This is a genomic window from Dorea sp. AF36-15AT, assembly GCF_003477705.1.
Classification (GTDB): domain Bacteria; phylum Bacillota; class Clostridia; order Lachnospirales; family Lachnospiraceae; genus Claveliimonas; species Claveliimonas ammoniilytica.
The window spans coordinates 23,754-45,298 of record NZ_QUDV01000003.1; the positions used below are offsets into that span (position 1 = coordinate 23,754).

General features: G+C 45.3%; 16 protein-coding genes. 8 read left to right on the top strand and 8 right to left on the bottom strand.

Going from position 1 to position 21,545, the window contains the following annotated elements:
- Positions 1-122: 122 nt before the first annotated feature.
- The gene (locus DWZ93_RS06010) at positions 123-1,823 is read right to left on the bottom strand and encodes a DUF885 domain-containing protein (RefSeq protein ID WP_243061151.1); all 1,701 of its coding nucleotides are present in this window, start codon (positions 1,821-1,823) and stop codon (positions 123-125) included.
- Between the two features lie 284 nt (positions 1,824-2,107).
- Here DWZ93_RS06010 and DWZ93_RS06015 point away from each other — a divergent pair, with 284 nt between their 5' ends.
- The 6 genes from DWZ93_RS06015 to DWZ93_RS06040 all read left to right on the top strand — a co-directional run bounded on the left by DWZ93_RS06015 (position 2,108) and on the right by DWZ93_RS06040 (position 10,274).
- Positions 2,108-3,628 carry an alanine/glycine:cation symporter family protein gene (locus DWZ93_RS06015; RefSeq protein WP_158574286.1) on the top strand — a complete coding sequence of 507 codons (1,521 nt, stop codon included), beginning with the start codon at positions 2,108-2,110 and terminating at the stop codon, positions 3,626-3,628.
- 444 nt (positions 3,629-4,072) lie between these two features.
- Positions 4,073-5,992 carry a methionine--tRNA ligase gene (gene metG, locus DWZ93_RS06020; protein ID WP_118452280.1) on the top strand — a complete coding sequence of 640 codons (1,920 nt, stop codon included), beginning with the start codon at positions 4,073-4,075 and terminating at the stop codon, positions 5,990-5,992.
- 20 nt (positions 5,993-6,012) lie between these two features.
- Positions 6,013-6,777, top strand: a complete 765-nt coding sequence (locus DWZ93_RS06025) for a TatD family hydrolase (protein WP_118452281.1) — start codon at positions 6,013-6,015, stop codon at positions 6,775-6,777.
- A 238-nt stretch (positions 6,778-7,015) separates the two neighbouring features.
- Positions 7,016-7,888, top strand: a complete 873-nt coding sequence (rsmA, locus tag DWZ93_RS06030) for a 16S rRNA (adenine(1518)-N(6)/adenine(1519)-N(6))-dimethyltransferase RsmA (RefSeq protein ID WP_118384261.1) — start codon at positions 7,016-7,018, stop codon at positions 7,886-7,888.
- Between the two features lie 80 nt (positions 7,889-7,968).
- Entirely contained in the window at positions 7,969-9,354 is a 1,386-nt protein-coding gene (locus DWZ93_RS06035) for a citrate/2-methylcitrate synthase (protein ID WP_118452282.1), read from the top strand.
- Complete coding sequence (locus tag DWZ93_RS06040; RefSeq protein ID WP_118452283.1) at positions 9,348-10,274, top strand: alpha/beta fold hydrolase; 927 nt, start codon at positions 9,348-9,350, stop codon at positions 10,272-10,274. Before DWZ93_RS06035 ends, DWZ93_RS06040 begins: the two co-directional genes overlap by 7 nt.
- A gap of 448 nt (positions 10,275-10,722) precedes the next feature.
- On the opposite strand, the gene DWZ93_RS06050 is transcribed toward DWZ93_RS06040, so the two are convergent.
- On the bottom strand, positions 10,723-11,439 hold the full coding sequence (locus tag DWZ93_RS06050) for a class II fructose-bisphosphate aldolase (RefSeq protein WP_118452285.1): 717 nt from the start codon (positions 11,437-11,439) through the stop codon (positions 10,723-10,725).
- Between the two features lie 182 nt (positions 11,440-11,621).
- On the opposite strand from DWZ93_RS06050, the gene DWZ93_RS06055 reads away from it, so the two are divergent.
- Positions 11,622-12,374: a DeoR/GlpR family DNA-binding transcription regulator gene (locus DWZ93_RS06055; protein ID WP_118452286.1), complete on the top strand. Its 753-nt coding sequence runs from the start codon at positions 11,622-11,624 to the stop codon at positions 12,372-12,374.
- Between the two features lie 12 nt (positions 12,375-12,386).
- Here DWZ93_RS06055 and DWZ93_RS06060 read toward each other — a convergent pair whose 3' ends face one another.
- The 6 genes from DWZ93_RS06060 to DWZ93_RS06085 form a co-directional block, all read right to left on the bottom strand.
- Positions 12,387-13,220, bottom strand: a complete 834-nt coding sequence (locus DWZ93_RS06060; RefSeq protein ID WP_118452287.1) for a DMT family transporter — start codon at positions 13,218-13,220, stop codon at positions 12,387-12,389.
- Between the two features lie 18 nt (positions 13,221-13,238).
- Positions 13,239-14,663 (bottom strand): amidohydrolase family protein, encoded by a 1,425-nt coding sequence (locus tag DWZ93_RS06065; RefSeq protein WP_118452288.1) that lies wholly within the window; start codon positions 14,661-14,663, stop codon positions 13,239-13,241.
- Positions 14,664-14,744: 81 nt separating this feature from the next.
- Positions 14,745-16,295: a Na+/H+ antiporter NhaC family protein gene (locus DWZ93_RS06070; protein WP_243061152.1), complete on the bottom strand. Its 1,551-nt coding sequence runs from the start codon at positions 16,293-16,295 to the stop codon at positions 14,745-14,747.
- Positions 16,296-16,526: 231 nt separating this feature from the next.
- Positions 16,527-17,324, bottom strand: coding sequence for a pyrroline-5-carboxylate reductase (gene proC, locus DWZ93_RS06075; protein WP_118384254.1), 798 nt, complete (start codon positions 17,322-17,324; stop codon positions 16,527-16,529).
- A 239-nt stretch (positions 17,325-17,563) separates the two neighbouring features.
- Positions 17,564-18,814 (bottom strand): amidohydrolase, encoded by a 1,251-nt coding sequence (locus tag DWZ93_RS06080; RefSeq protein WP_118452290.1) that lies wholly within the window; start codon positions 18,812-18,814, stop codon positions 17,564-17,566.
- 51 nt (positions 18,815-18,865) lie between these two features.
- Positions 18,866-19,585 (bottom strand): L-2-amino-thiazoline-4-carboxylic acid hydrolase, encoded by a 720-nt coding sequence (locus tag DWZ93_RS06085; RefSeq protein WP_118452291.1) that lies wholly within the window; start codon positions 19,583-19,585, stop codon positions 18,866-18,868.
- A gap of 206 nt (positions 19,586-19,791) precedes the next feature.
- On the opposite strand from DWZ93_RS06085, the gene DWZ93_RS06090 reads away from it, so the two are divergent.
- Positions 19,792-21,474, top strand: a complete 1,683-nt coding sequence (locus DWZ93_RS06090) for a phospho-sugar mutase (RefSeq protein WP_118452292.1) — start codon at positions 19,792-19,794, stop codon at positions 21,472-21,474.
- Positions 21,475-21,545: the final 71 nt, after the last annotated feature.

Consider the following 21,545-nt stretch of genomic DNA (forward strand, 5'->3'; position numbering starts at 1 on the left):
GCCTTTATGTAAGCTAATGATATTATATAATAGATTTACATATGGTGCAACAATAAAGTATCATATATAATTAATATAGCACACATTACGAAAACTTACCATAAAAAGATAAAAAATATATTTTAATTATCAAATACATTTGTTCTGAGGAGATAAAATGGCATCGGACCAGCATCTAATACCGCTTTATGGAAGCGAATCTGTGAGAAATCATCTCCCCATTTTTTCATTGCTTCTTTTTTCAGTTCCATAAATTCAACGTAACCAATATAATACTTGAGATAGTTTGCCGGATCTGCGGTGATCAGGTCGTAGATCTTTGAGATGGTCGCCGCATCCTGAATACTGTAATCACGGAAGAATGAGATGGTATCTTTGAGATTCCAACCGTCGTAATGAATGCCGATATCTGCAAGAGCATAGAGACCGAGCAGAACGGAAGCATTGTGCTGGCGCAGGGATGCTTCGTCTTTTGGCAAACCGGAAAAGTAATAACTTATCATTTCTGTGTAAGTTGCCCAACCTTCGGTATAGCCGCCACAGTCTAAGAGACTGCGTATCGGTTCGGGATCTGTGGATGCATAATAGACATGCTGATACAGATGACCGGGAAATCCTTCGTGTGCCAGTGTCGTAAATAGAGTCAGATCGTCCGGCAGATGGAGCGAGTTGATGTAAATGGTCTGCCCTTCGGTGTTATCGATAGCGGGAACCATGTAGAATGCTGGACTCACATATTCAGCTACGTCAGCTTGAACGTATTTTACCTGCGTATTCACAGCTTCGATAGATGGGAAGAATCGTTCGGTTTTCTGTTGGAGATCGTTTAGGATGGCAGCAGGGTTTGAGTCCTGTAAGGTGAATGCATCTAATGTGGTATCGCTTAAATTGGATGAATCTGTTCTGGAAGCGTATTCAGGCGAAGTGAGAACGGTCTGCATGGCGATGAGATCCGACTGGATCTGTGTCATGGTCAGTTCTTTCAATTCATCTATGGAACGATCAGAGCCGGTTTCACATTTGACCAGATGCTGGTAATAATTTTTACCGTCCGGAAGGCGGCATAGCCCACCGGAACTGCCACTTTTGGATTTTAATGTTTCCAATGCAGTAATCAGATTCTGATAAGCGGGAAATACATATTCTTTGAGTGCGGATTCATTTTGTGCAATATAAGCTTTTTTTGTATCAGCAGAACAGCCAGAGAGATTATTGATGCGATCTTCAAAGGAAGAGTAAAGATAATTACTGCTTCCCATATTAAGAAAGGTATTACATTCTTTGATCACGGAATCGGCTGTGGAGGATGCCATGAACAGACCGGCATCCGCTTTGGACGTTTCAAAACCGGTTAGAGAATCGAAGTGTTCCGGGAGTGTTTTCAGCAGGGCAAGATATGTATCCACATCTGTGGTATCAACAAATTGATATTCAGATAATAAAATAGGAAGCTGTGTCTGAATCCCTGTAAGAGGGCTGATGGGTTCTTCGTATAACAGATATGGAATTCCGGACAGAGTGTTGGAGAAGGAATCCTCTAAAAGTTTCCAGATGGTCTGATTGGAAGGAGAGAGTTCGGCATAAGGGATGTCTTTCAGTTGGGCAAGATTATTTTCGGCAGCAGTACTGATATTAGAGGAAGAAACGGAATAATTTCCGAAAGAAATGATGGGATTGCTTATTCCGTAGTTGTCTGGGTTCTGCAGTGTATAGTGAAGGGTAATGCTGTTGCTGTTTACCTCTTCCTGAAAGAGAGCATCGGTAAAGTCGTCGAATGTTGTATCCGCATCGGCATATATCCGGCAGCTTAACAGACAGCACACAGTCAATGCAGAGACAGCCAGAATCAGAAGAGCAATGAGAGAACGTTTTTTAGACATAAAGAGTATCCTGATCGTTTTTGTCTATAGATATGCAGGAGACAGCAGGTCTCATGCATATGGAGAAAATACAGAAATTCAGCGTTTTTATACGGATGAGCAATAAATTTGTTTCAAATCTGAATTGCATCAAGTATAGATTACTGCTATAATAAAAAAAGAGCGCACTCGGTATTTGGGTGTATGATAATGCAAATGATAGAAAAGGAATGAATGGGGTAGAAAATATGGAATTATTTGTAAAAGTAATGAATACCGTGAATGACATTGTATGGCATCCGGTTATGTGTGTATTCCTGATGATCGCTGCGGTATGGTTTACCGTCCGGTTGAAGGGAATGCAGGTTCGCAGAGTAAAGGATATGGCAAAATGTCTGCTCGAGAAAGGTGATAATAAACAAGATAAAGCACTGTCACCATTCCAGGCATTTGCAACAACTGTAGGAGGACGTATCGGAACCGGTAATATTGCGGGTACAGCAACTGCTATTTTTATGGGGGGTCCGGGAGCCGTTTTCTGGATGTGGATCACAGCGATTCTTGGTGCATCTACTGGTATGGTAGAGTGTATCCTTGGTCAGGCATACAAGACGAGAAACTTAGGAGAGCTGACCGGAGGACCGGCGTTTTATATGTCTAAGGGAATTAAGAATAAGACACTTGGTAAGATTCTTGCCGTGTTATTCTGTATCGCTGTATTTATCGGACCTGGCTTCCTGCTTCCGGCTATGCAGACACAGACAGCAGCCACTGCCGTAAAGGGAGCATTTGGAATTCCATTTGTAGTAGTAGGAATCGGAATGGTAATTATCGTTGGTGTCGTAACCATGGGTGGTATCAAGCGAATCGGACAGGTAGCAGAGTTCCTTGCACCGATCATGTGCGGCATTTATCTGTTAGTTATGGTCATTATTATGATCGTGAATGCGGAAAGAATTCCATCCGTATTTGGTTCTATTTTTGCAAGTGCATTTGGTAAAGATGCGGTATTTGGCGGAATCGTAGGATCGGCGCTCTCATGGGGAATTAAGAGAGGATTCTTCTCTAACGATGCCGGTAATGGTATGAGCCCGCTGATTTCTGCGACGACAGATACATCCCATCCTGTAAAACAGGGATTGGTTCAGGGATTTTCCGTATATGTAGATACACTTCTGGTATGTACCTGTACAGGATTGTCGGTACTTCTTGCGGGTACTTATAATGTAGCTGCGGATGGTGTTGGTGATGTGCTGTTAGTAGAGCATGCGAAAGGTATTCAGTATGGTATCGCATTTATGCAGGAAGCAATGGCAACGACGATCGGACAGGCAGGAGCTATGCTGCTTGCGGTAATCTTGTTTATCTTTATTTTCACAACAATGCTGTCATATTCTTATCAGTTAGAGTCAACATGTAAGTACTTATTTGGTGAAAATAAATGGGTTGTTACATTTGTACGTATTCTGTTCCTGATATTCTGTATGTTTGGTATTCTGATTGATGGAGATACGATCTGGCCGATGGGTGATATCGGTGTAGGATGTATGCTGTGGGTAAATACATTCAGTATCCTGCTTCTGACACCAGTACTGATGCGTATCGTGAAGGATTATGAGAAGCAGAGAGCACAGGGTTTGAATCCGCTGTTTGACCCGGCAACGGTCGGAATTGAGGATGAAGCCGGTGTATGGAATCAGTATGTAGAAGAAAAGAAGAAGCGTGGAGATTATGAGAATCCGGCGCTCGGATATGAGAAGAAAAACTAGAGTGTGTTTCCGGCTGAAAATAAGCCGTTATACGAAATCGCGCGTCTTGACTTTCAGAAACATATGTGTTACGATTTTTGTCAGATTAGACAAACGCAATGACGAAGAGAGTACGCAGAAGGAAGTTCTACAGAGAAGTCCCATAAGGCTGAGAGGGATGGATGGAAGACTGCGGAAGATGGCTTCTGAGTGGTGTAGATGAACTGGAATGGCATCTATTGGAGAGATGATGCCAGATAATACAGTAAATCTGCAATGGGTGCGCCCGTTACAGCGTCATGGTGTGATGCACCAGTTGAGACTCCTGCTGTGAGGCTGTGAGTGAAGAGAAGTGGTAACACGATAGATATCGTCTTCTTTGATCTGAAAGGATCAGAGAAGGCGTTTTTCTTTTGTAACATTACGTTTGTTCAAACATTTTAAAATGGGTTAGGAGAGAGAATTATGTGTGAAAAATGTAGTAAACCAAAGTTTTATATGACTACAGCGATTGCGTATACTTCAGGAAAGCCGCATATCGGTAATACTTACGAGATCGTGCTGGCTGATGCAATTGCACGATATAAGAGAAAACAGGGATATGATGTGTTTTTCCAGACAGGTACTGACGAACATGGTCAGAAGATTGAACTGAAGGCAGAAGAAGCCGGTGTAACACCTAAGGAATTTGTAGATGACGTGTCTGGTCAGATTAAAGAAATCTGGGATCTGATGAATACATCTTATGACAAATTTATCCGTACGACAGATCCGGATCATGAGAAACAGGTACAGAAGATCTTTAAGAAACTGTATGATCAGGGAGACATTTACAAAGGATCTTATGAAGGTATGTATTGTACTCCATGTGAGTCTTTCTGGACAGAGTCTCAGTTAGTAGACGGTAAATGCCCGGACTGCGGACGTGAGGTTCAGCCTGCACAGGAAGAGGCATATTTCTTCAAAATGAGTAAGTATGCAGATCGTCTGATCGAGCATATCAATACACATCCGGAATTTATTCAGCCGGTATCCAGAAAGAATGAGATGATGAACAACTTCCTGCTTCCGGGACTGCAGGATCTGTGTGTATCCAGAACCTCCTTTAAATGGGGAATCCCGGTAGACTTTGATGACAAGCATGTCGTATACGTATGGCTGGATGCGCTGACCAACTACATTACCGGAATTGGATATGATGCAGATGGCAACAGCAGCGAAATGTATAAGAAGAACTGGCCGGCAGACCTGCATCTGATCGGTAAAGATATTATCCGTTTCCATACCATTTACTGGCCAATCTTCCTGATGGCACTGGGTGAGCCATTACCGAAACAGGTATTTGGACATCCATGGCTGCTGCAGGGTGATGGCAAGATGAGTAAATCGAAAGGAAATGTGCTGTATGCAGATGAACTGGTAGATTTCTTTGGAGTAGATGCGGTACGTTACTTCGTATTGCATGAGATGCCGTTCGAAAATGATGGTGTGATTTCATGGGAGCTGATGGTAGAGCGTCTGAATTCAGACCTTGCCAATACACTGGGTAACCTGGTAAATCGTACCATTTCCATGACGAACAAATACTTTGGCGGAAGTGTAACAGATAAGGGTGTGGCTGAAGCTGTAGATGCCGATCTGAAGGCTGTTGTAGAGAATACACCGAAGGTTGTTGAGTCTAAGATGAATGATCTGCGTGTGGCAGATGCGATTACAGAGATCTTTGCACTGTTCAAACGATGCAACAAATATATTGATGAGACGATGCCATGGGCACTGGCAAAAGATGAGGCTGCAAAGGATCGTCTGGAGACAGTACTGTACAACCTGATTGAGAGCATTAAGGCCGGCGCAAGAGAGCTGGAGCCATATATGCCTGAGACATCAGAGAAGATCCTGGCACAGCTTGGCGACGGTAAAGTAACCGAGAAGCCTGAGATTCTGTTCCAGAGACTGGATCTTGAAGAGGTTATGAAGAAAGTCGAAGAGCTTCATCCGCCGGTACAGGAAAAGCCGGAGCAGAAGGAAGAGGAAGATGTGATCGATATCGAAGCAAAACCGGAGATCACATTTGACGACTTTGGCAAAATGCAGTTCCAGGTAGGCGAGATCATTGCCTGCGAGGAAGTGAAGAAGTCTAAGAAACTGCTGTGTTCACAGGTGAAGATCGGAAGCCAGGTAAAACAGATCGTATCTGGTATTAAGAAACAGTACAGTGCAGAAGAGATGGTAGGTAAGAAGGTTATGGTTCTTGTGAACCTGAAGCCAGCGAAGCTTGCCGGAGTACTGTCTGAGGGTATGTTGCTGTGTGCAGAGGACGCAGACGGTAACCTGTCATTGATGACACCTGAGAAAAATATGCCTGCAGGAGCAGAAATCTGCTAATAGGAATATCTGGAGGAATTATGATATTTGACACGCATGCGCATTATGACAGTGAACAGTTTGATGAAGACCGCGAGACCCTGCTTGCTTCTATGAAAGAAGCAGGCGTGGGTACAATCGTCAATGTGGCAGCATCCTATGAATCCTGCTTCGAAGTGCCGAAACTTGCGGAGAAGTATCCATTTATGTATGCGGCAGTCGGCGTGCATCCGGATGAAGTGGGCGACCTGAATGAAGAAACATTTGCCCGTATGAAAGAACAGTTCAAGTTGGATAAGGTAGTGGCTGTCGGTGAAATCGGTCTGGATTACTACTGGGACAATGAGCCACACGAGATACAGAAGAAATGGTTCATCCGTCAGCTTGATCTGGCAAGGGAACTGGATCTTCCGGTGATGATCCACAGCCGTTCGGCGGCAGCAGATACCATGGAGATTATGAAAGAACATGGCCAGGGACTGCGGGGGATTATCCACTGTTATTCGTATTCGCTGGAAATGGCAAAAGAGTATGTGAAAATGGACTATCACATCGGCATCGGTGGTGTGGTGACATTCAAGAATGGCAAGAAGCTGAAAGAAGTTGCTGAGGCGATTCCGCTGGAATCCATTGTGCTGGAAACGGACTGTCCGTATATGGCTCCGGAACCATTCCGCGGTAAGCGGAACAACTCTTCTTACATTCGATATGTGGCAGAGGAGATCAGCAGACTGAAAGGGATTACGGCAGAAGAAGTGATCCGTCAGACGGAAGAGAATGCGAAAAAGCTGTTATTAAATGAATAAGAATGTAGATAAAGAAAGGGAGATATTACATGAGTGGTATCTCCCTTTTGTGTAATCTTTTATATGTTACATTGTGAAAACATGAATCCAAAATTGAAATAACTATTTACATATGTTATACTTTAAGTCTGGATAAACTGAAAATCAGGTTACAAAAAATTCATTGATATTTCATTTTTTATTTGTTTCTATTGAAGATATTTTCATGTATAATAATCAGTAAACTAAGGAGGATAACATGACGGAACCTACACTTGGCAACCCGCAGAATACGATTGAGATTCTGAAGAAGTATAATTTTACATTTCAGAAGAAGTTCGGACAGAACTTTCTGATTGATACGCATGTGCTGGACAAGATTATCGCGGCGGCAGAGATTACGAAGGATGATTTTGTACTGGAGATCGGTCCCGGTATCGGTACGATGACGCAGTATCTGGCGCAGGCAGCAGGCAAGGTGGCAGCAGTGGAGATTGATAAAGCATTGATTCCGATTCTGGGTGACACATTGTCTGCATATGATAATGTTATGATCATTAATGAGGATGTGCTGAAAGTGGACATTCAGAAGCTGGTAGAAGAGGAAAATGGTGGTCGACCGGTAAAAGTGGTGGCGAATCTTCCGTATTACATCACTACACCAATTATCATGGGATTATTCGAGAAGCATGTGCCGATCGAGAGTATTACCGTTATGGTACAGAAGGAAGTGGCAGATCGCATGCAGGTAGGACCGGGCACGAAGGACTACGGCGCATTGTCGCTGGCGGTGCAGTATTATGCGAGTCCATATATCGTGGCAAATGTTCCGCCGAACTGTTTTATGCCGAGACCGAAGGTGGGATCTGCAGTAATCCGTCTGACAACGTATGACAAACCGCCGGTGGAAGTGGACGATGAGAAGCTGATGTTTCGCATTATACGTGCATCCTTTAATCAGCGCCGCAAGACACTGGCGAATGGACTTAAGAATGCGGCGGACCTGGATATTCCAAAGGAACTGATCGCAGAGAGTATTGAGTCATTGGGACACGGACCATCAGTACGAGGTGAGGCACTCACGTTGGAAGAATTTGCGGCACTAAGCAATTACATCAGCAGAGGACTTTAGGCTTAGGAGATATTTGCAATAGAGTTGAGGCAGATATTTGGTAACAGGAGAATAGAGTAAATTGGGAAAGGAAGGGACTTATGAGCAAGTTTGTGACAAAAGATTTGTTTGAGATTACACCGGAAATTGCGCATTTGGCTGCATTGTGCGAGGAAAGTAATGCCATTGACAGGGAACTGTATGGGAAATACGATGTAAAAAGAGGCCTCCGTGATATGAACGGTAAGGGCGTGCTTGCAGGACTGACAAATGTATCGGACGTGCGCGCGAAGAAGATCGTGGATGGCGAGGAAGTTCCTTGTCCCGGCAATCTGTATTACCGAGGTTATAACATTAAGGATCTGGTCAATGGATTCCTGAAGGAAGACCATTATGGATTTGAAGAGATCGCATATCTGCTTCTGTTTGGGGAACTGCCGACCAGACAGGAGCTGGCAGACTTTCAGGTGATGCTGTCTGACAGACGGACGCTTCCGCCAAACTTTGTGCGGGATGTGATCATGAAGGCACCGAGCCGTGATATGATGAACAGTCTGTCTCGTTCAATCCTGAGTCTTTACCGCTATGATGCAAAGGCAGATGATACGTCGATTCCGAATGTACTGCGTCAGTGCCTGAATCTGATCAGCCAGTTTCCGATGCTGATGGTGTACGGTTATCATGCATATAATTTCCGCAGAGGTCAGGATCTCTTTATCTATGCACCGAGACCGGAGCTGTCCATGGCTGAGAATATCCTGATGATGCTTCGTGAGGACAGACAGTACACGAAGCTGGAGGCGAAGATCCTGGATATGGCGATGGTGCTTCATATGGATCACGGCGGTGGTAATAATTCGACATTTACGACTCATGTGGTTACTTCTTCCGGCACGGATACCTATTCGACGATGACTGCGGCAATGGCATCACTCAAAGGGCCGAAGCACGGTGGTGCGAATATCAAGGTAACACAGATGTTTGAGGACATGAAGGGAGTTGTAAAGGACTGGGAGGATGAAGATGAGATCCGCCAGTATCTGTATGACCTGTTGGATAAGAAAGCCTTCGATCAGAAAGGACTGATCTATGGAATGGGACATGCGGTATATTCTATCTCAGATCCAAGAGCAGAGATATTCAAAGGCTTTGTGGAACAGTTAGCAGTGGAAAAAGGTTACGAGAAAGAATATGCGTTGTATTCGAAGGTAGAAAGACTGGCACCGGAAGTGATTGGAGAACGACGCAGAATGTACAAAGGTGTTAATGCCAATGTTGACTTCTACAGTGGTCTGGTATATCAGATGCTGAATCTGCCACAGGCATTATATACACCGATATTTGCAGCAGCGAGAATCGTAGGATGGAGCGCACACCGTCTGGAAGAGCTGAAGAATGTGGATAAGATCATCCGTCCGGCGTATAAAGCACTGGCACCGCACAGAGACTATATCGAGATGGATGACCGGGGGGATGAGGTATGTTAAAGAAGGAATTTTATTTTCCGTCCAGCGATGGACAGACACAGATCCATGTAATTCAGTGGTTCCCGGAAGCAGGAGTGAAAGCGGTGCTGCAGATTTCACATGGAATGGTAGAGTATATTGACCGTTATGATGAATTTGCAAGATATCTGGCAGAGCGTGGATTCTGTGTAGTTGGACACGACCATCTGGGACATGGAAAGTCGGTACAGTCACAGGAATATCTTGGATATTTTCATGAAGAAAAAGGGAATCAGTATGTGATCTCGGATATACACAGACTACGGAAAATGACCGAAAAAGAGTATCCGGGTGTACCGTATTTTATGATGGGACACAGCATGGGATCATTCCTACTCAGACAGTATCTGACCATGCGTGCAGAAGGACTGGCAGGAGCTATTGTCATGGGTACGGGAGATATGCCGTATGTGTTGCTGAAAGCCGGACAGGCAGTCTGCAAGAGCATCTCACTGACGAAGGGCTGGCATCACAGAAGCCATCTGGTGAACCAGCTTGGAATGGGCGGTTATAACCGTCAATTTGAGCCAAGTGACAGCACCAAAGACTGGATTACTTCAGATGACTCTAAGCGGAAGGAATACGAAGCAGACCCGCTTTGCAATTTCGTATTTACTGTAAATGGATATTATCAGATGTTTGAAGGTATGAAAGTACTGACAAGACGCCATGCAATGGATAAGATTCCTGTGGAGCTTCCGGTAATCTTTGTATCCGGTGCAGAGGATCCGGTGGGAAGTAATGGCGTGGGCGTGACCAGAGTATTCCGAAAATACGAAGCACACGGCATGACCGATGTGGAGATGAAGTTATATGCCGGAGATCGGCATGAAATCCTGAATGAGACAGACCGGGAAGAAGTGTACGAAGATCTGTATCGATGGATGGAGAAGAGAATATGAAGATAAATATAATCAGAGGTTGTGGATTCCACAACCTCTGACTTCTTTTAAGATGGATTATTGCATATGAAACAATCCATGTTCTAATTCATAATCTAAACAAACAGGAAAACAAAATGGAAGCACATTTAAAATACTAAAAAATATGATGATTACTGAAATTACAATGATAACGTTATTTAATAATCCATTTTGGCTACAGTGATATTTCCATAACATGACTACAGAGATAACAAGTAAAATCATCCACAATAGTATGATTATAGAGCCCTCTTTGTAATTCCATGCGCCCGTTGTTTTTAATATGAATAATATAAATAAAATATGAATCAGATCCAGTAATAATATCTTGCTTCTATATAACATAATATTCACCTTCGATTCGATAGCTCTATGCTTATCTTTACCGAATTTCTGGTAAAAAGTCAATAGTTTTAAAAAGATAAAATCAGTTAATTCCTCCGAACAATGAGATGGCTTTTTTGGCATTCTCGGTCACAGCCTGCATACCGAGCATTGCGATATCCCGGTAATAGATCTCACTGTCGCAGTTGATCTTGCGCACACCGTGCTGGATGACCTGTGTGTAATCGTCTTTGCTGATATCCGGTTCTCCGTTCATAACTAATGGAACAGAAAATTCGGAGCCAGTGTTATTTACGTGTTGTAATGCGCCGTAGGAACATGCCAGTGCGCTGATGCCTGTGGCGTCGATAAAGCCACGCACGGCTTCTGTGACATCCTGTTGAGGGATGCCGACAGGGGCAACACCTTCGACGGAAGCAAAACGGCGGGATGCCATGTGCACGACCGTCTTGGTATTTTCTATGTTTTCTTCATAAGGAAGGGAAGAACCATCATAGGTAACAGAGCTGAAACCGATGATCAGTGCCTGACGGATATAATTAATGGTCATGCCGTGATCCAGATGGACACAGACCGGAACAGAAGCTTTCTCTGCCATATCTACCATAAGTGGACCGATGTTGGCAAGTGGAAGCTTTTTTTCATTTTCCTGTGAGTGCATGATGATGACCGGAAAACGAAGTTCCTGGGCAGCATCGAGAACAGCAGTAAGGTTATCTTCGCTCAGGATGTGGAAGGCTCCGATGGCGCATTTATTGGCTTCTGCATAATTCAAGATTTCTTTCAGTGTAACTAACATGTTCCGGTCTCTTTCCTGTGAATACTTTTATCATTTGTATATCGATGATGTACGGTCTTTGGACACATATACTATATTTATAATTGCGTGAAAATGCAATAATGGTTTATAATATTGATATTAAATCGAAAATAGGACGAAAAACGTGCAAAAACGATCAATTATAAACAGGAGAGATAAGAATGATACCTTATGAACGGCATGAAGCAATTATGAATCTGTTACGTGAAAAAAAGTATGTCCGGACAGAACAGCTTAGCAAAGCACTCTATGTCAGTGTGGCGACAATCCGGCGGGATCTTGCGGAGATGGAAAAGAATGGTTTTCTGCAGCGTGTCAGCGGCGGGGCAAGAGTAATCGAGGAGCCAAAGGACCGACCGGTGGAATACATGGTCGAAGAAAATGTGCGGAAGAAAAAGCATATTGCCAGACTGGCTTCCCGGTATCTGAGGGATGACCAGAGGATCTCCCTGGATGCAGGATCAACGGTGCTTCAGTTGTGTCCGTATTTTGAGCGGTATAATAACCTGAATGTATTGACCAATGGTCTCTATACGGCATTGGAACTGATGAAGATCGATTCGGTAAATGTCCATCTGCTGGGAGGGAATCTGAACAAGATATTGCTGGATACAAAGGGAACAGACACGATGTCACAGATAGGAATGCATCACAGTGACATTGCATTTATCTCCTGCAGAGGGATTACAGCCAGAGGAAGTTTTGATCCAAATGATGATGAGACTGCTGTGAAACGGGCATTTGCGGAGAATTCTACGAAAGTAGTATTGTTTGCAGACAGCAGTAAATTCAATAAAACGTTCCTGAATGTCAGTCTGGGGTATGATGTAATTGATGCGATTATTTCGGATGCACCATTTCCAGAGGACATTCAGGAGGTCTGTAGAAATAAAAATGTAGAAATGTTGTGGTAATTATCGTTCGTATCAGACGAGATTGATCAGTACGACGCCCAGACCGATGATGCCGGTGGCGATGTACTGGCGTTTGTTCAGTGTCTCCCGGAACACCAGGTAGTTAATGATATTTACTAACAGGATCAGGCTGGCACTGTAGGTCGGATAGACGATGTATGCCGGAAGTCTTGATGCGGCTCGCAACAGGAACAGCGTGCAGAGCTGATTCGGGATTCCAACGCCGATACCGATCAGTGCATCCTGCAGGCTCATACGAGGTTTCTTTTTAAAGAAGAGCAGGATGCTGATCACAAAGGCAGCAAGAAATGTATACAGCACAAAGCAGGTCTGGCTGTCTGCGTTATTATAGCGGCTGAATATTTTGGAGATAGTGTCCAGTGTGCCGCCCAGTAAGAAGACCAGGATCAGTCCGATGTTGAAGTCCGGACGCTCGGAGCTATCTCCGCTGTTCATGAAGATGATGGCGAAGATACAGAGCAGGAGTCCGGCTATCTGTATGATCTGCGGAATCTCATCAAAGAGAAAAATCGACAGGATCGTAGGAATCAGGATGCCCAGTCTGTTAAATGTGGTTGTTAACGGTGCACCGTTTCTCCGGATACTGATCTGGAGCAGTACCAGTGCGGCAAGGAAGCCGATACCATTTACGATACCGGCGCCCCAGGTCACTGCATTGCCACTCCAGATCAGGGATTTGTCCTGTAACAGCAAGAGGCTTATCAGGCTTCCAGCCAGATAATTCCAGATGTTCAGTGCATAACAGTTGCCGTTATGGTGCTCCGAATAGCGCATCAGGAATGTCATGCACAGATTTGCACAAATGGCAGCAATCAGATAAATCATATATACAGTCTCCCCGAATTAAAGCTTTTCTTCACGCATGAACTGAGCGTTGGTTCCATTGATCGCAAAGAACTCATCAGCTGCACGTTTGCCGATATCATCCGGGCAGTCATTCATCTTAGACATATATTCCATTTCATCTACATTGACCAGCTTCCTGTCTTTCATCACGATCTTACCATTTACAACAGACAGAACAACCTCTTCACCTCTTGCGCTGTATACGATGTTTGGCACCATATTACGCATTGGATACGTATAGATCGGCAGCATAGACGGATGCATATAATCGATGGCAATAAAGTCTGCGCATTTGCCGACTTCCAGAGAACCGATGGTGTCATCCAGTCCCAGCGCCTGTGCACCTTCGATGGTAGCCATACGGAGTGCTCGCCATGCAGGAAGTACCTCCGGATTGGTGTATTTAATCTTGTTGAACAGAGCAACAGATTTCATTTCGCTGATAATGTTGTGGCAGTTATTGCCCGGTGCCTGGTCAGAACCAAGGGCAACCTTTCCGCCTGCTTCCTGGAATGCTGTTGACGGAGGTACGATACCGTCAATAATGCCGATGGAACCCGGGCATACGATCATGCCGGCACCGCTTCTGGCGATGATCTGGGCTTCTTCGTCGGTACAGTCAGTCAGATGCACAGCGATCAGTGTGCTGTCGAGAAAGTTCAGATCCTGCAGGAACTGGGTCGGACGTTTGCCGTAACGCTGCTCAATCTGGTATGTTTCACGGTCACCCTGCTGGGTATGCATATGGATCTTAGTATGACGTTCTTTAGCAATCTTCTGGATTTTTAACAGCAGTTCCGGACTTACAAAGTCAGCACCCTGTGGCCCGAAAAGTACTTTCATACGTCCACCGTCATAGCCATGCCATTTATCATAGAGGGCAATGTTGGCATTCAGGCTTGCTTCGCCCATAGTATCATCAAATTCATAGAGTTCGCCAGGCTTGTAGACTTTTCTTTTTGCAGAGCGAATCATCAGTGTGACGTTTCCGCGGGTACCGAGCTTGGCAATAAAATTGCAGGATGCATCCATATTGGCTTCATAATCACCCATGGTAGTAGTTCCTGCTTTGGCAGCTTCGATGAGGGCAACAGGACAACCGATGTCTTTTTCAGCCTGTGTGGCAGCATTGTCAAATGGCTGCAGTCCGTACATCATCCAGTTGTTAGTATCCTGAGCCAGTCCACGCATGATATTGCAGCTGGTGTGCATATGAGCATCGATAAATCCAGGCAGCAGAATATGATGGCTCATATCAAGCTGTTCTTCCGCTTCGTACTGGTCAGAGAGTTTGTCAATGTCTACGATGTCGATGATCTTGCTTCCGTCTACGACGAGTGCTTTCTTTTCTTCATAGCCGACACCTTCACCTTTCATGGTGTAAATGTAAGGCGCGGTTACGATCAGATCTACTTTTTTCATGTGTCATGTCCTCCTTAATAAAAATCGCGCGAAGCGGATCAACAGATACCGCCCGCGCGTAAATATACATGTTTGAATAAGTTAGGCTGCAGTAGATGTTACGGCAACTTTTTTCTCGTATTTACTCTTTGTCAGTTTTGTCTCTGCTATAAGTAATACTACTACAAGAACAGCCATCAGTGCAATGCTTGGATAGTACAAATGTGTCAGCCCACCAAACAGGTAAGAGATGAATGCGGATACACCGATTGTCAGTCCGTAAGGAAGCTGTGTAGATACATGCAGGATGTGGTTACAGGATGCTCCTGTAGATGACAGGACGGTTGTATCAGAAATCGGTGAACACTGATCTCCGAACAGACCACCACTGATAACAGCTCCGATTACGTATGGGAGCGGAATGTTAAATGCAACAGCCATTGGGAATGCGATTGGCATCATGATAGACCATACACCCCATGAAGAACCGGTTGCAAATGAGATCAACGCTCCGAATGCAAATACGATGGCAGGTACCAGACCAGCAGTCAGATGAGCCTCAACAATACCGGCGAGGTAAGCACCAACGCCCATCGTGCTTGTAACGGATCCCATAGACCATGCCATGATCAGGATAAATGGTACGCTGATCAGATTGGTCATACCCTGGATGAATCCATTAAATCCTGCATTAACATTAAACAGTCCTGTTGCAACGCCTACGATACCGGCTACGATAGAGCCGACCATGAATCCCATGGTAATAGCAAGGGTAATGCTTGCATTCATAAATGCGCCTCTGAGACCATTTGCCCCGATATCTCCAGTGATAAAGATGGTAGCGAAAATGGTGATGAACAGTCCGAGCATTGGAAGCAGGAAGTTGATCAGACGAAGATTGTAATCTTCCGGCAGTTCCACGTCTTTTTCAGGAACCAGTGGAGTCAGTCCTTCCGGAAGAGGCTCGCCTGTCTCGGCACAACGTTTTTCTTCTTCATACATCGGTCCGATATTCAGTCCGAAGATGGCTACTAAGAATACAGCGATCATAGCGAAGAGACTGTACATATTGAACGGGAACATCTTAATGTACAAGCCCCATTCATTTCCCTTTAGCCCTGCAGCTGCAAGTTCAGTAGCGATCAGACCTGAGATAAAAGGTCCGTAACTGCTGATCGGTGAGAAGGAAGCCAGGTTGCATCCAAGAGAGTCAAGCATGTAAGAAAGTTTTGCTCTGGATACACGTACACGGTCTGTGATCGGACGCATGATCGTTCCGAGGATCAGGCAAGGCTCAGTGTAGCAGAAGATAAATGCGCTGAGAGCGGTGATAACCTGACCTTTTTTCTGTGTGTTGATAGATTTAGTAACCAGCTTTGCAAATGCTTCAGCGGCTCCGGTAATCTTCAGCATGTAAGCAAATCCACCAGCCATGGTAACCAGAACCAGAAGTCCGGCGTTGTATTCGCTTGCAATAGATGGAATCATATATTCGCTGATAATAGCGGTGAATCCTGCAATCGGATTCCATCCTTTGATAATTGTCGCACCAAGCCATACAGCAATAAACAGGGATGGCAGTGTCTGTTTGGTCTTCAGCGCCAGTACAATCGCGATGATTGGCGGCAGAAGGCAGATAATTCCGTATTCCATAATAATTCCTCCAAATCCTTAGATAATGAATAACAACCATCAATAATAAACTATGTCGGTAATTATGCACTTCATTATACAGAAAGTCAATAGTTTTATGCAAAAAATACAATTTTATGCATAAATATGCATTAATAGCCTGCGTAAATGCATAATGGCGTTTCAATATAAATTGAAACGCCATCGTTAGAATTCATTATAATAACTTTGTTATAAAAGTTCAAGAGTTTTTTAAAAATTATTACCTCTGTCAGCTGCAGCCTTGATGCATTCCATAACAGCACCACGCATACCGCCTGTTTCCAGCTTCTCGCATCCTTCGATGGTGGTTCCTGCCGGAGAAGTTACCATGTCCTTGATCTGTCCAGGGTGAAGTCCTTTTTCAAGGATCATTTTGGAAGTTCCGAGACAGGTCTGTGCAGCCAGCCTGTAAGCTGTTGCACGAGGAAGTCCCTGTTTTACACCGCCATCAGCCAGTGCTTCGATAAACATAGCTGCATAAGCCGGACCGCCGCCGCTGAGTGCGCATACAGCATTGATCAGATGTTCAGGAACCATTTCTACGATACCGATTGTTTCATATAATGTCTTAGCTGCTGTAAGTTCATCCTCTTTCAGGTCATTGTCTGAGCACAGTGCAAATGCTCCTTCGTATACCATAGCCGGAGTGTTTGGCATGATACGCAGGATACGAGGGGTTCCGTCAGTCATACTCTGCAGCTTCTCGACAGATGTTCCTGCAACGATAGACATGAGAGCCTTACCGTCCAGAGATTTCTCGCACATAGCCAGTGCTTCTGCTGCGTTCTGAGGCTTTACAGCAAGCAGGATAAGTTCTGATTTGTCACATACCTCAGCGTCATTGGCAGCAACGGTAACACCCCATCCGGCAGCCTTTTCACGCATCTTCGGGTTGATGTCGTATACATAGACATTTTCCTTGGCGATAACGCCGCTTTCGAGTGCACCATAAAGGATTGCACCGCCCATATTGCCACATCCGATAATTCCAAGTTTCTTTGTAATCATTTCGATCACCTGTCCTTTCTTATCTTATATATATGATGTTGGGGTCAAAAGCGCCAACTATGATGCCTGCGGATTGTTCCGTGCTATGCACTCCCACAATCCTCCCAATTATTCGCATATCGTGGGATTAACATCCCACTTTTAGGCTCATATTGGGGCGGGTCCCAAGGTCTTTCATCCACTTATGAGCGAGCTCATGTGGATTTAGACCTTTTGACCCTGGCATCTATATATTAAATTTATTCGTGTGTATTATGCCATTCCCAGGCTTTTTCGATGGCACCCGGGGTCTCCATCAGGAGCTTTGTACCTTCTGCCATACATCTGGCAGCATAAAGCATGCCTTTGTGGCCAATGCTCATGCCGGCCTGTTTGGCAGCAGCCCAGTGATGGAGCGGCGTGCCCTTGCACATGGTCGCAGCACTGATTGTGATCAGTGGAATTGTATGGCTGACCTGCGAAGCGTCCGTACCGATAGAAATCGGCACCGGAGCATTTTCTAACGGTTCCAGTCCGGTAAAGTATATGCCGTGGTTCTCGAAACCGGCTTCTTTGCTGAGATCTGCCGCAAATTTAAGTTCTTCATCGGTGTATTCAGGCACCGGAATGCGTGTCATAGCATCGTAGTAGAGTTCTGCCAGCACGCGGTTTACTTTCATTTCCTTGCAGCTCTTGACCAGCTCAATGTCTACGGTCGTGCCGGTCATCAGCGCAGCACCTCTTGCACAGTCGTCTACCCGGCGACTGGCGTCCTCGGTGCGGGAACGCTTGGCAGAGCGGATAAAGTAATTCGTCTTAGCAATGTCCGGGACTACATTTGCCGGAATGCCATTGTCCAGATATGCATAATGCATGCGCACATCGTCAGAGACATGCTCGCGCAGATAATTGACTCCGATATTCATCAGTTCCGCAGCATCCAGTGCGCTCCGTCCATTTTCCGGTGACTTGGAAGCATGGGCACTGATGCCGTGGAAGGTGTAATTCTTAATGTCCTGGGACTGCCAGATGTCATTGCTGATGCGGTTGCGGTCAAATGGATGCCACATGACGCCCACATCCAGCTCATCGAAGACACCGGCGGCATTCATGACAATCTTACCGGACATGATCTCTTCGGCAGGACAGCCGTACACAATGATTGTTCCCTGTGCGCCGGAAGCAGTCATATCTTCTTTGAGAGCGCAGGCAGCAGCGCAGACCGCAGTTCCGAGAAGGTTATGTCCGCAGGCGTGACCGATCTCCGGCAGTGCATCGTATTCTGCCAGAAATCCAAGCATTGGCTTGCCGGAACCCCAGACAGCGGTAAATGCAGTGTCGATGCCAGCTGTTTTCCAGGTTACCCGGAATCCCTGCGTTTCCAGAAAGTTCGCCAACCGTTTGGATGAATACGTCTCCTGATAAGCGGTCTCCGGATGACAGAAAATATCACTGGCAATGTGGATCAGTTCTTTCTTATTAGTAGTAAGCCAGTTTTCAATAAGATTCATAAAAATAATTCCTTTCGCATAGATATAATAATGTCAGTTTCCATGGACAAGCTACACTTCAAATGGATAGATCTCATCCAATGAGATGGTATCCAACACATCCAGATATTCCTGACCGAAGGTATCCACATACTCGGCAAGAGCCAGTGTGACGGCTTTCTCTCCGGCAGCGCCTAGCTGTTTGATCAGGACGCGGGTAATGGTGTGCATCAGATGTGCTGTATGGAAATTGAAATCTTTCATGCAGGATGTGCCAAGTTCCTTTTTCTTAGCGGCAAGAGCTTCATTGTCCTCAGCAGATAACGGATGCCCCCAGTCGAATTTACAGCAGTCACCGCCCCAGCTCATAGAAGTGCTGATCGGTGTACATGTAAAATCCGGTCGGAATCCCTGATAGACAGCATTGTCAACATTGACACAGTAGTATTTGCCGTATTCGGTAATGTGGTGCTTCTGCCAGGCTTCACACCAGGCGCATTTGGAAATGTAGGTCTGCAGTGTCGGCTCCGTACAGAGCTGTCCAAATTCCATCTGTCCCGGGTAGTCAGGCTTCCACTCGCCGTAAGCCTGATTCGTCATGGTATTCAGCGGATCTCCGTGTGTCTGTGCATTAAGAGCCATGCGCCGTCCCCGTTCTTTACCATATTCGGTCATGGCATCCAGAATGGCGTCCTTTCCGCGATTGCCGCAGAGGCGGATTGCATGTTTGGATAGAAAGGCAAACATCATCGCATGGTGTTCAATCTGACAGACTGTATGAGATATATTCATAATAATTACCTCCATAAGTATCATAGTCGGGGCTTCTGCCCATTAGCATGATTCAATAACAGTAGTATAGCACACATAAGAGAGTGTGACATCATGTTATTACGTGCTTTTTGATTGCCTGACACTTGTAAACATGGTATATTATAATTAGATTTTTGTCATATTGAACAAAAAATCATAGAAATAAAAAGCTGGGAGTGGTGAAAATGTATCAGAAAGAATATGAACGCTGGCTGAATACAGATCTGGAAGACGCGGATCTGAGACCGGAATTAGCGGGAATTGAAGGTAATGATGATGAGATCAAGGAGCGTTTTGCACTGGCATTGAAGTTCGGAACAGCCGGACTTCGTGGTGTGTTGGGAGCAGGAACGAACCGTATGAATATTTATGTAGTACGTCAGGCAACACAGGGACTGGCTAACTGGGTAAAGACACAGGGTGGAAGCCAGACGGTAGCAATCAGCTACGACAGTCGTCTGAAGAGTGATGTATTTGCCAAGACTGCAGCAGGAGTGCTGGCAGCCAATGACATTCAGGTAAGAATCTACGACGCACTGATGCCGGTACCGGCTCTGTCATTTGCAACACGTTATTATAAGTGTAATGCAGGTGTTATGGTGACAGCGTCCCACAATCCTGCCAAGTATAACGGATATAAGGCTTACGGACCGGACGGATGCCAGCTGACTGATGATGCGGCAGCAGTAGTATATGAAGAGATCCAGAAGACGGACGTGCTGACAGGTGCCAAATACATGTCATTTGCAGAAGGTGTAGAAAAAGGTCTGATTCATTTCGTAGGAGATGACTGTAAGAAAGCACTTTATGATGCAATCGAGTCCAGACAGGTTCGTCCGGGTCTGTGCAAGACAGCCGGACTGAAGCTTGTATACAGCCCGTTGAATGGTTCGGGATTAGTGCCGGTAACACAGGTATTAAAGGATATCGGCGTGACAGATATTACTATCGTGCCGGAACAGGAATATCCAAATGGATACTTCACCACATGCAGCTACCCTAACCCGGAGATCTTTGAGGCTCTGGAACTGGGACTGAATCTTGCAAAGGAAAAGGGCGCAGATCTGATGCTCGCTACAGACCCGGATGCAGACCGTGTAGGTATCGCGATGAAGTGCCCGGATGGATCTTATGAGCTGGTAAGTGGCAATGAAGTAGGTGTACTGCTTCTGGATTACATCTGTGCAGGACGTATTGAGAAGGGTACGATGCCGGAGAACCCAGTAGCAGTGAAGTCTATCGTATCCACACCACTGGCTGATGCAGTAGCGAAACATTACGGCGTAGAACTCCGTAATGTATTGACAGGATTCAAATGGATCGGTGATCAGATCGCCAAGCTGGAAGCTGACGGAGAAGTAGACCGTTTTATCTTCGGATTTGAGGAAAGCTACGGATATCTGGCAGGACCATATGTACGAGATAAGGATGCCGTAATCGGATCTATGTTGATCTGCGAGATGGCAGCATATTATAGAAGTATCGGAAGTTCTCTGAAGCAGAGGATGGAAGAGATCTACAATGAGTACGGACGTTACCTGAACAAGGTAGACAGCTTTGAGTTCCCGGGACTTACCGGTATGGATAAGATGGCATCTATCATGCAGGGACTCCGCGACAATCCGCCGACAGAGATCGGAGGCGTGAAGGTAGTCAAAGCTACCGATTACAAGAAGACGGAAGAGACCGGACTTCCGGCAGCTAATGTACTGATCTACAGCATGGAAGACGGAGCAACCGTAATCGTGCGTCCGTCCGGTACAGAGCCAAAGATCAAGACATACTTCACCACACTTGGTAAAGATCTGGCAGAAGCTCAGGCAAAGAAAGATCAGTTGGCAGAAGGACTGAAACCGATTCTTGCATAAAGATAGATAATAGTAACATTAGAAAACACCCTGACGACACAGAGCATATTGCATTGCGTTGTCAGGGTGTT

What these genes read in the sequence shown, in the direction of transcription:
- DWZ93_RS06065 (WP_118452288.1), bottom strand. Translation starts at nt 14,663, where the DNA reads ATGAAAAAAGTAGATCTGATCGTAACCGCGCCTTACATTTACACCATG.
- DWZ93_RS06060 (WP_118452287.1), bottom strand. Translation starts at nt 13,220, where the DNA reads ATGATTTATCTGATTGCTGCCATTTGTGCAAATCTGTGCATGACATTC.
- DWZ93_RS06050 (WP_118452285.1), bottom strand. Translation starts at nt 11,439, where the DNA reads ATGTTAGTTACACTGAAAGAAATCTTGAATTATGCAGAAGCCAATAAA.
- DWZ93_RS06085 (WP_118452291.1), bottom strand. Translation starts at nt 19,585, where the DNA reads ATGAATATATCTCATACAGTCTGTCAGATTGAACACCATGCGATGATG.
- DWZ93_RS06025 (WP_118452281.1), top strand. Translation starts at nt 6,013, where the DNA reads ATGATATTTGACACGCATGCGCATTATGACAGTGAACAGTTTGATGAA.
- proC (WP_118384254.1), bottom strand. Translation starts at nt 17,324, where the DNA reads ATGATTACAAAGAAACTTGGAATTATCGGATGTGGCAATATGGGCGGT.
- DWZ93_RS06035 (WP_118452282.1), top strand. Translation starts at nt 7,969, where the DNA reads ATGAGCAAGTTTGTGACAAAAGATTTGTTTGAGATTACACCGGAAATT.
- DWZ93_RS06070 (WP_243061152.1), bottom strand. Translation starts at nt 16,295, where the DNA reads ATGGAATACGGAATTATCTGCCTTCTGCCGCCAATCATCGCGATTGTA.
- rsmA (WP_118384261.1), top strand. Translation starts at nt 7,016, where the DNA reads ATGACGGAACCTACACTTGGCAACCCGCAGAATACGATTGAGATTCTG.
- DWZ93_RS06090 (WP_118452292.1), top strand. Translation starts at nt 19,792, where the DNA reads ATGTATCAGAAAGAATATGAACGCTGGCTGAATACAGATCTGGAAGAC.
- metG (WP_118452280.1), top strand. Translation starts at nt 4,073, where the DNA reads ATGTGTGAAAAATGTAGTAAACCAAAGTTTTATATGACTACAGCGATT.
- DWZ93_RS06080 (WP_118452290.1), bottom strand. Translation starts at nt 18,814, where the DNA reads ATGAATCTTATTGAAAACTGGCTTACTACTAATAAGAAAGAACTGATC.
- DWZ93_RS06055 (WP_118452286.1), top strand. Translation starts at nt 11,622, where the DNA reads ATGATACCTTATGAACGGCATGAAGCAATTATGAATCTGTTACGTGAA.
- DWZ93_RS06015 (WP_158574286.1), top strand. Translation starts at nt 2,108, where the DNA reads ATGGAATTATTTGTAAAAGTAATGAATACCGTGAATGACATTGTATGG.
- DWZ93_RS06040 (WP_118452283.1), top strand. Translation starts at nt 9,348, where the DNA reads ATGTTAAAGAAGGAATTTTATTTTCCGTCCAGCGATGGACAGACACAG.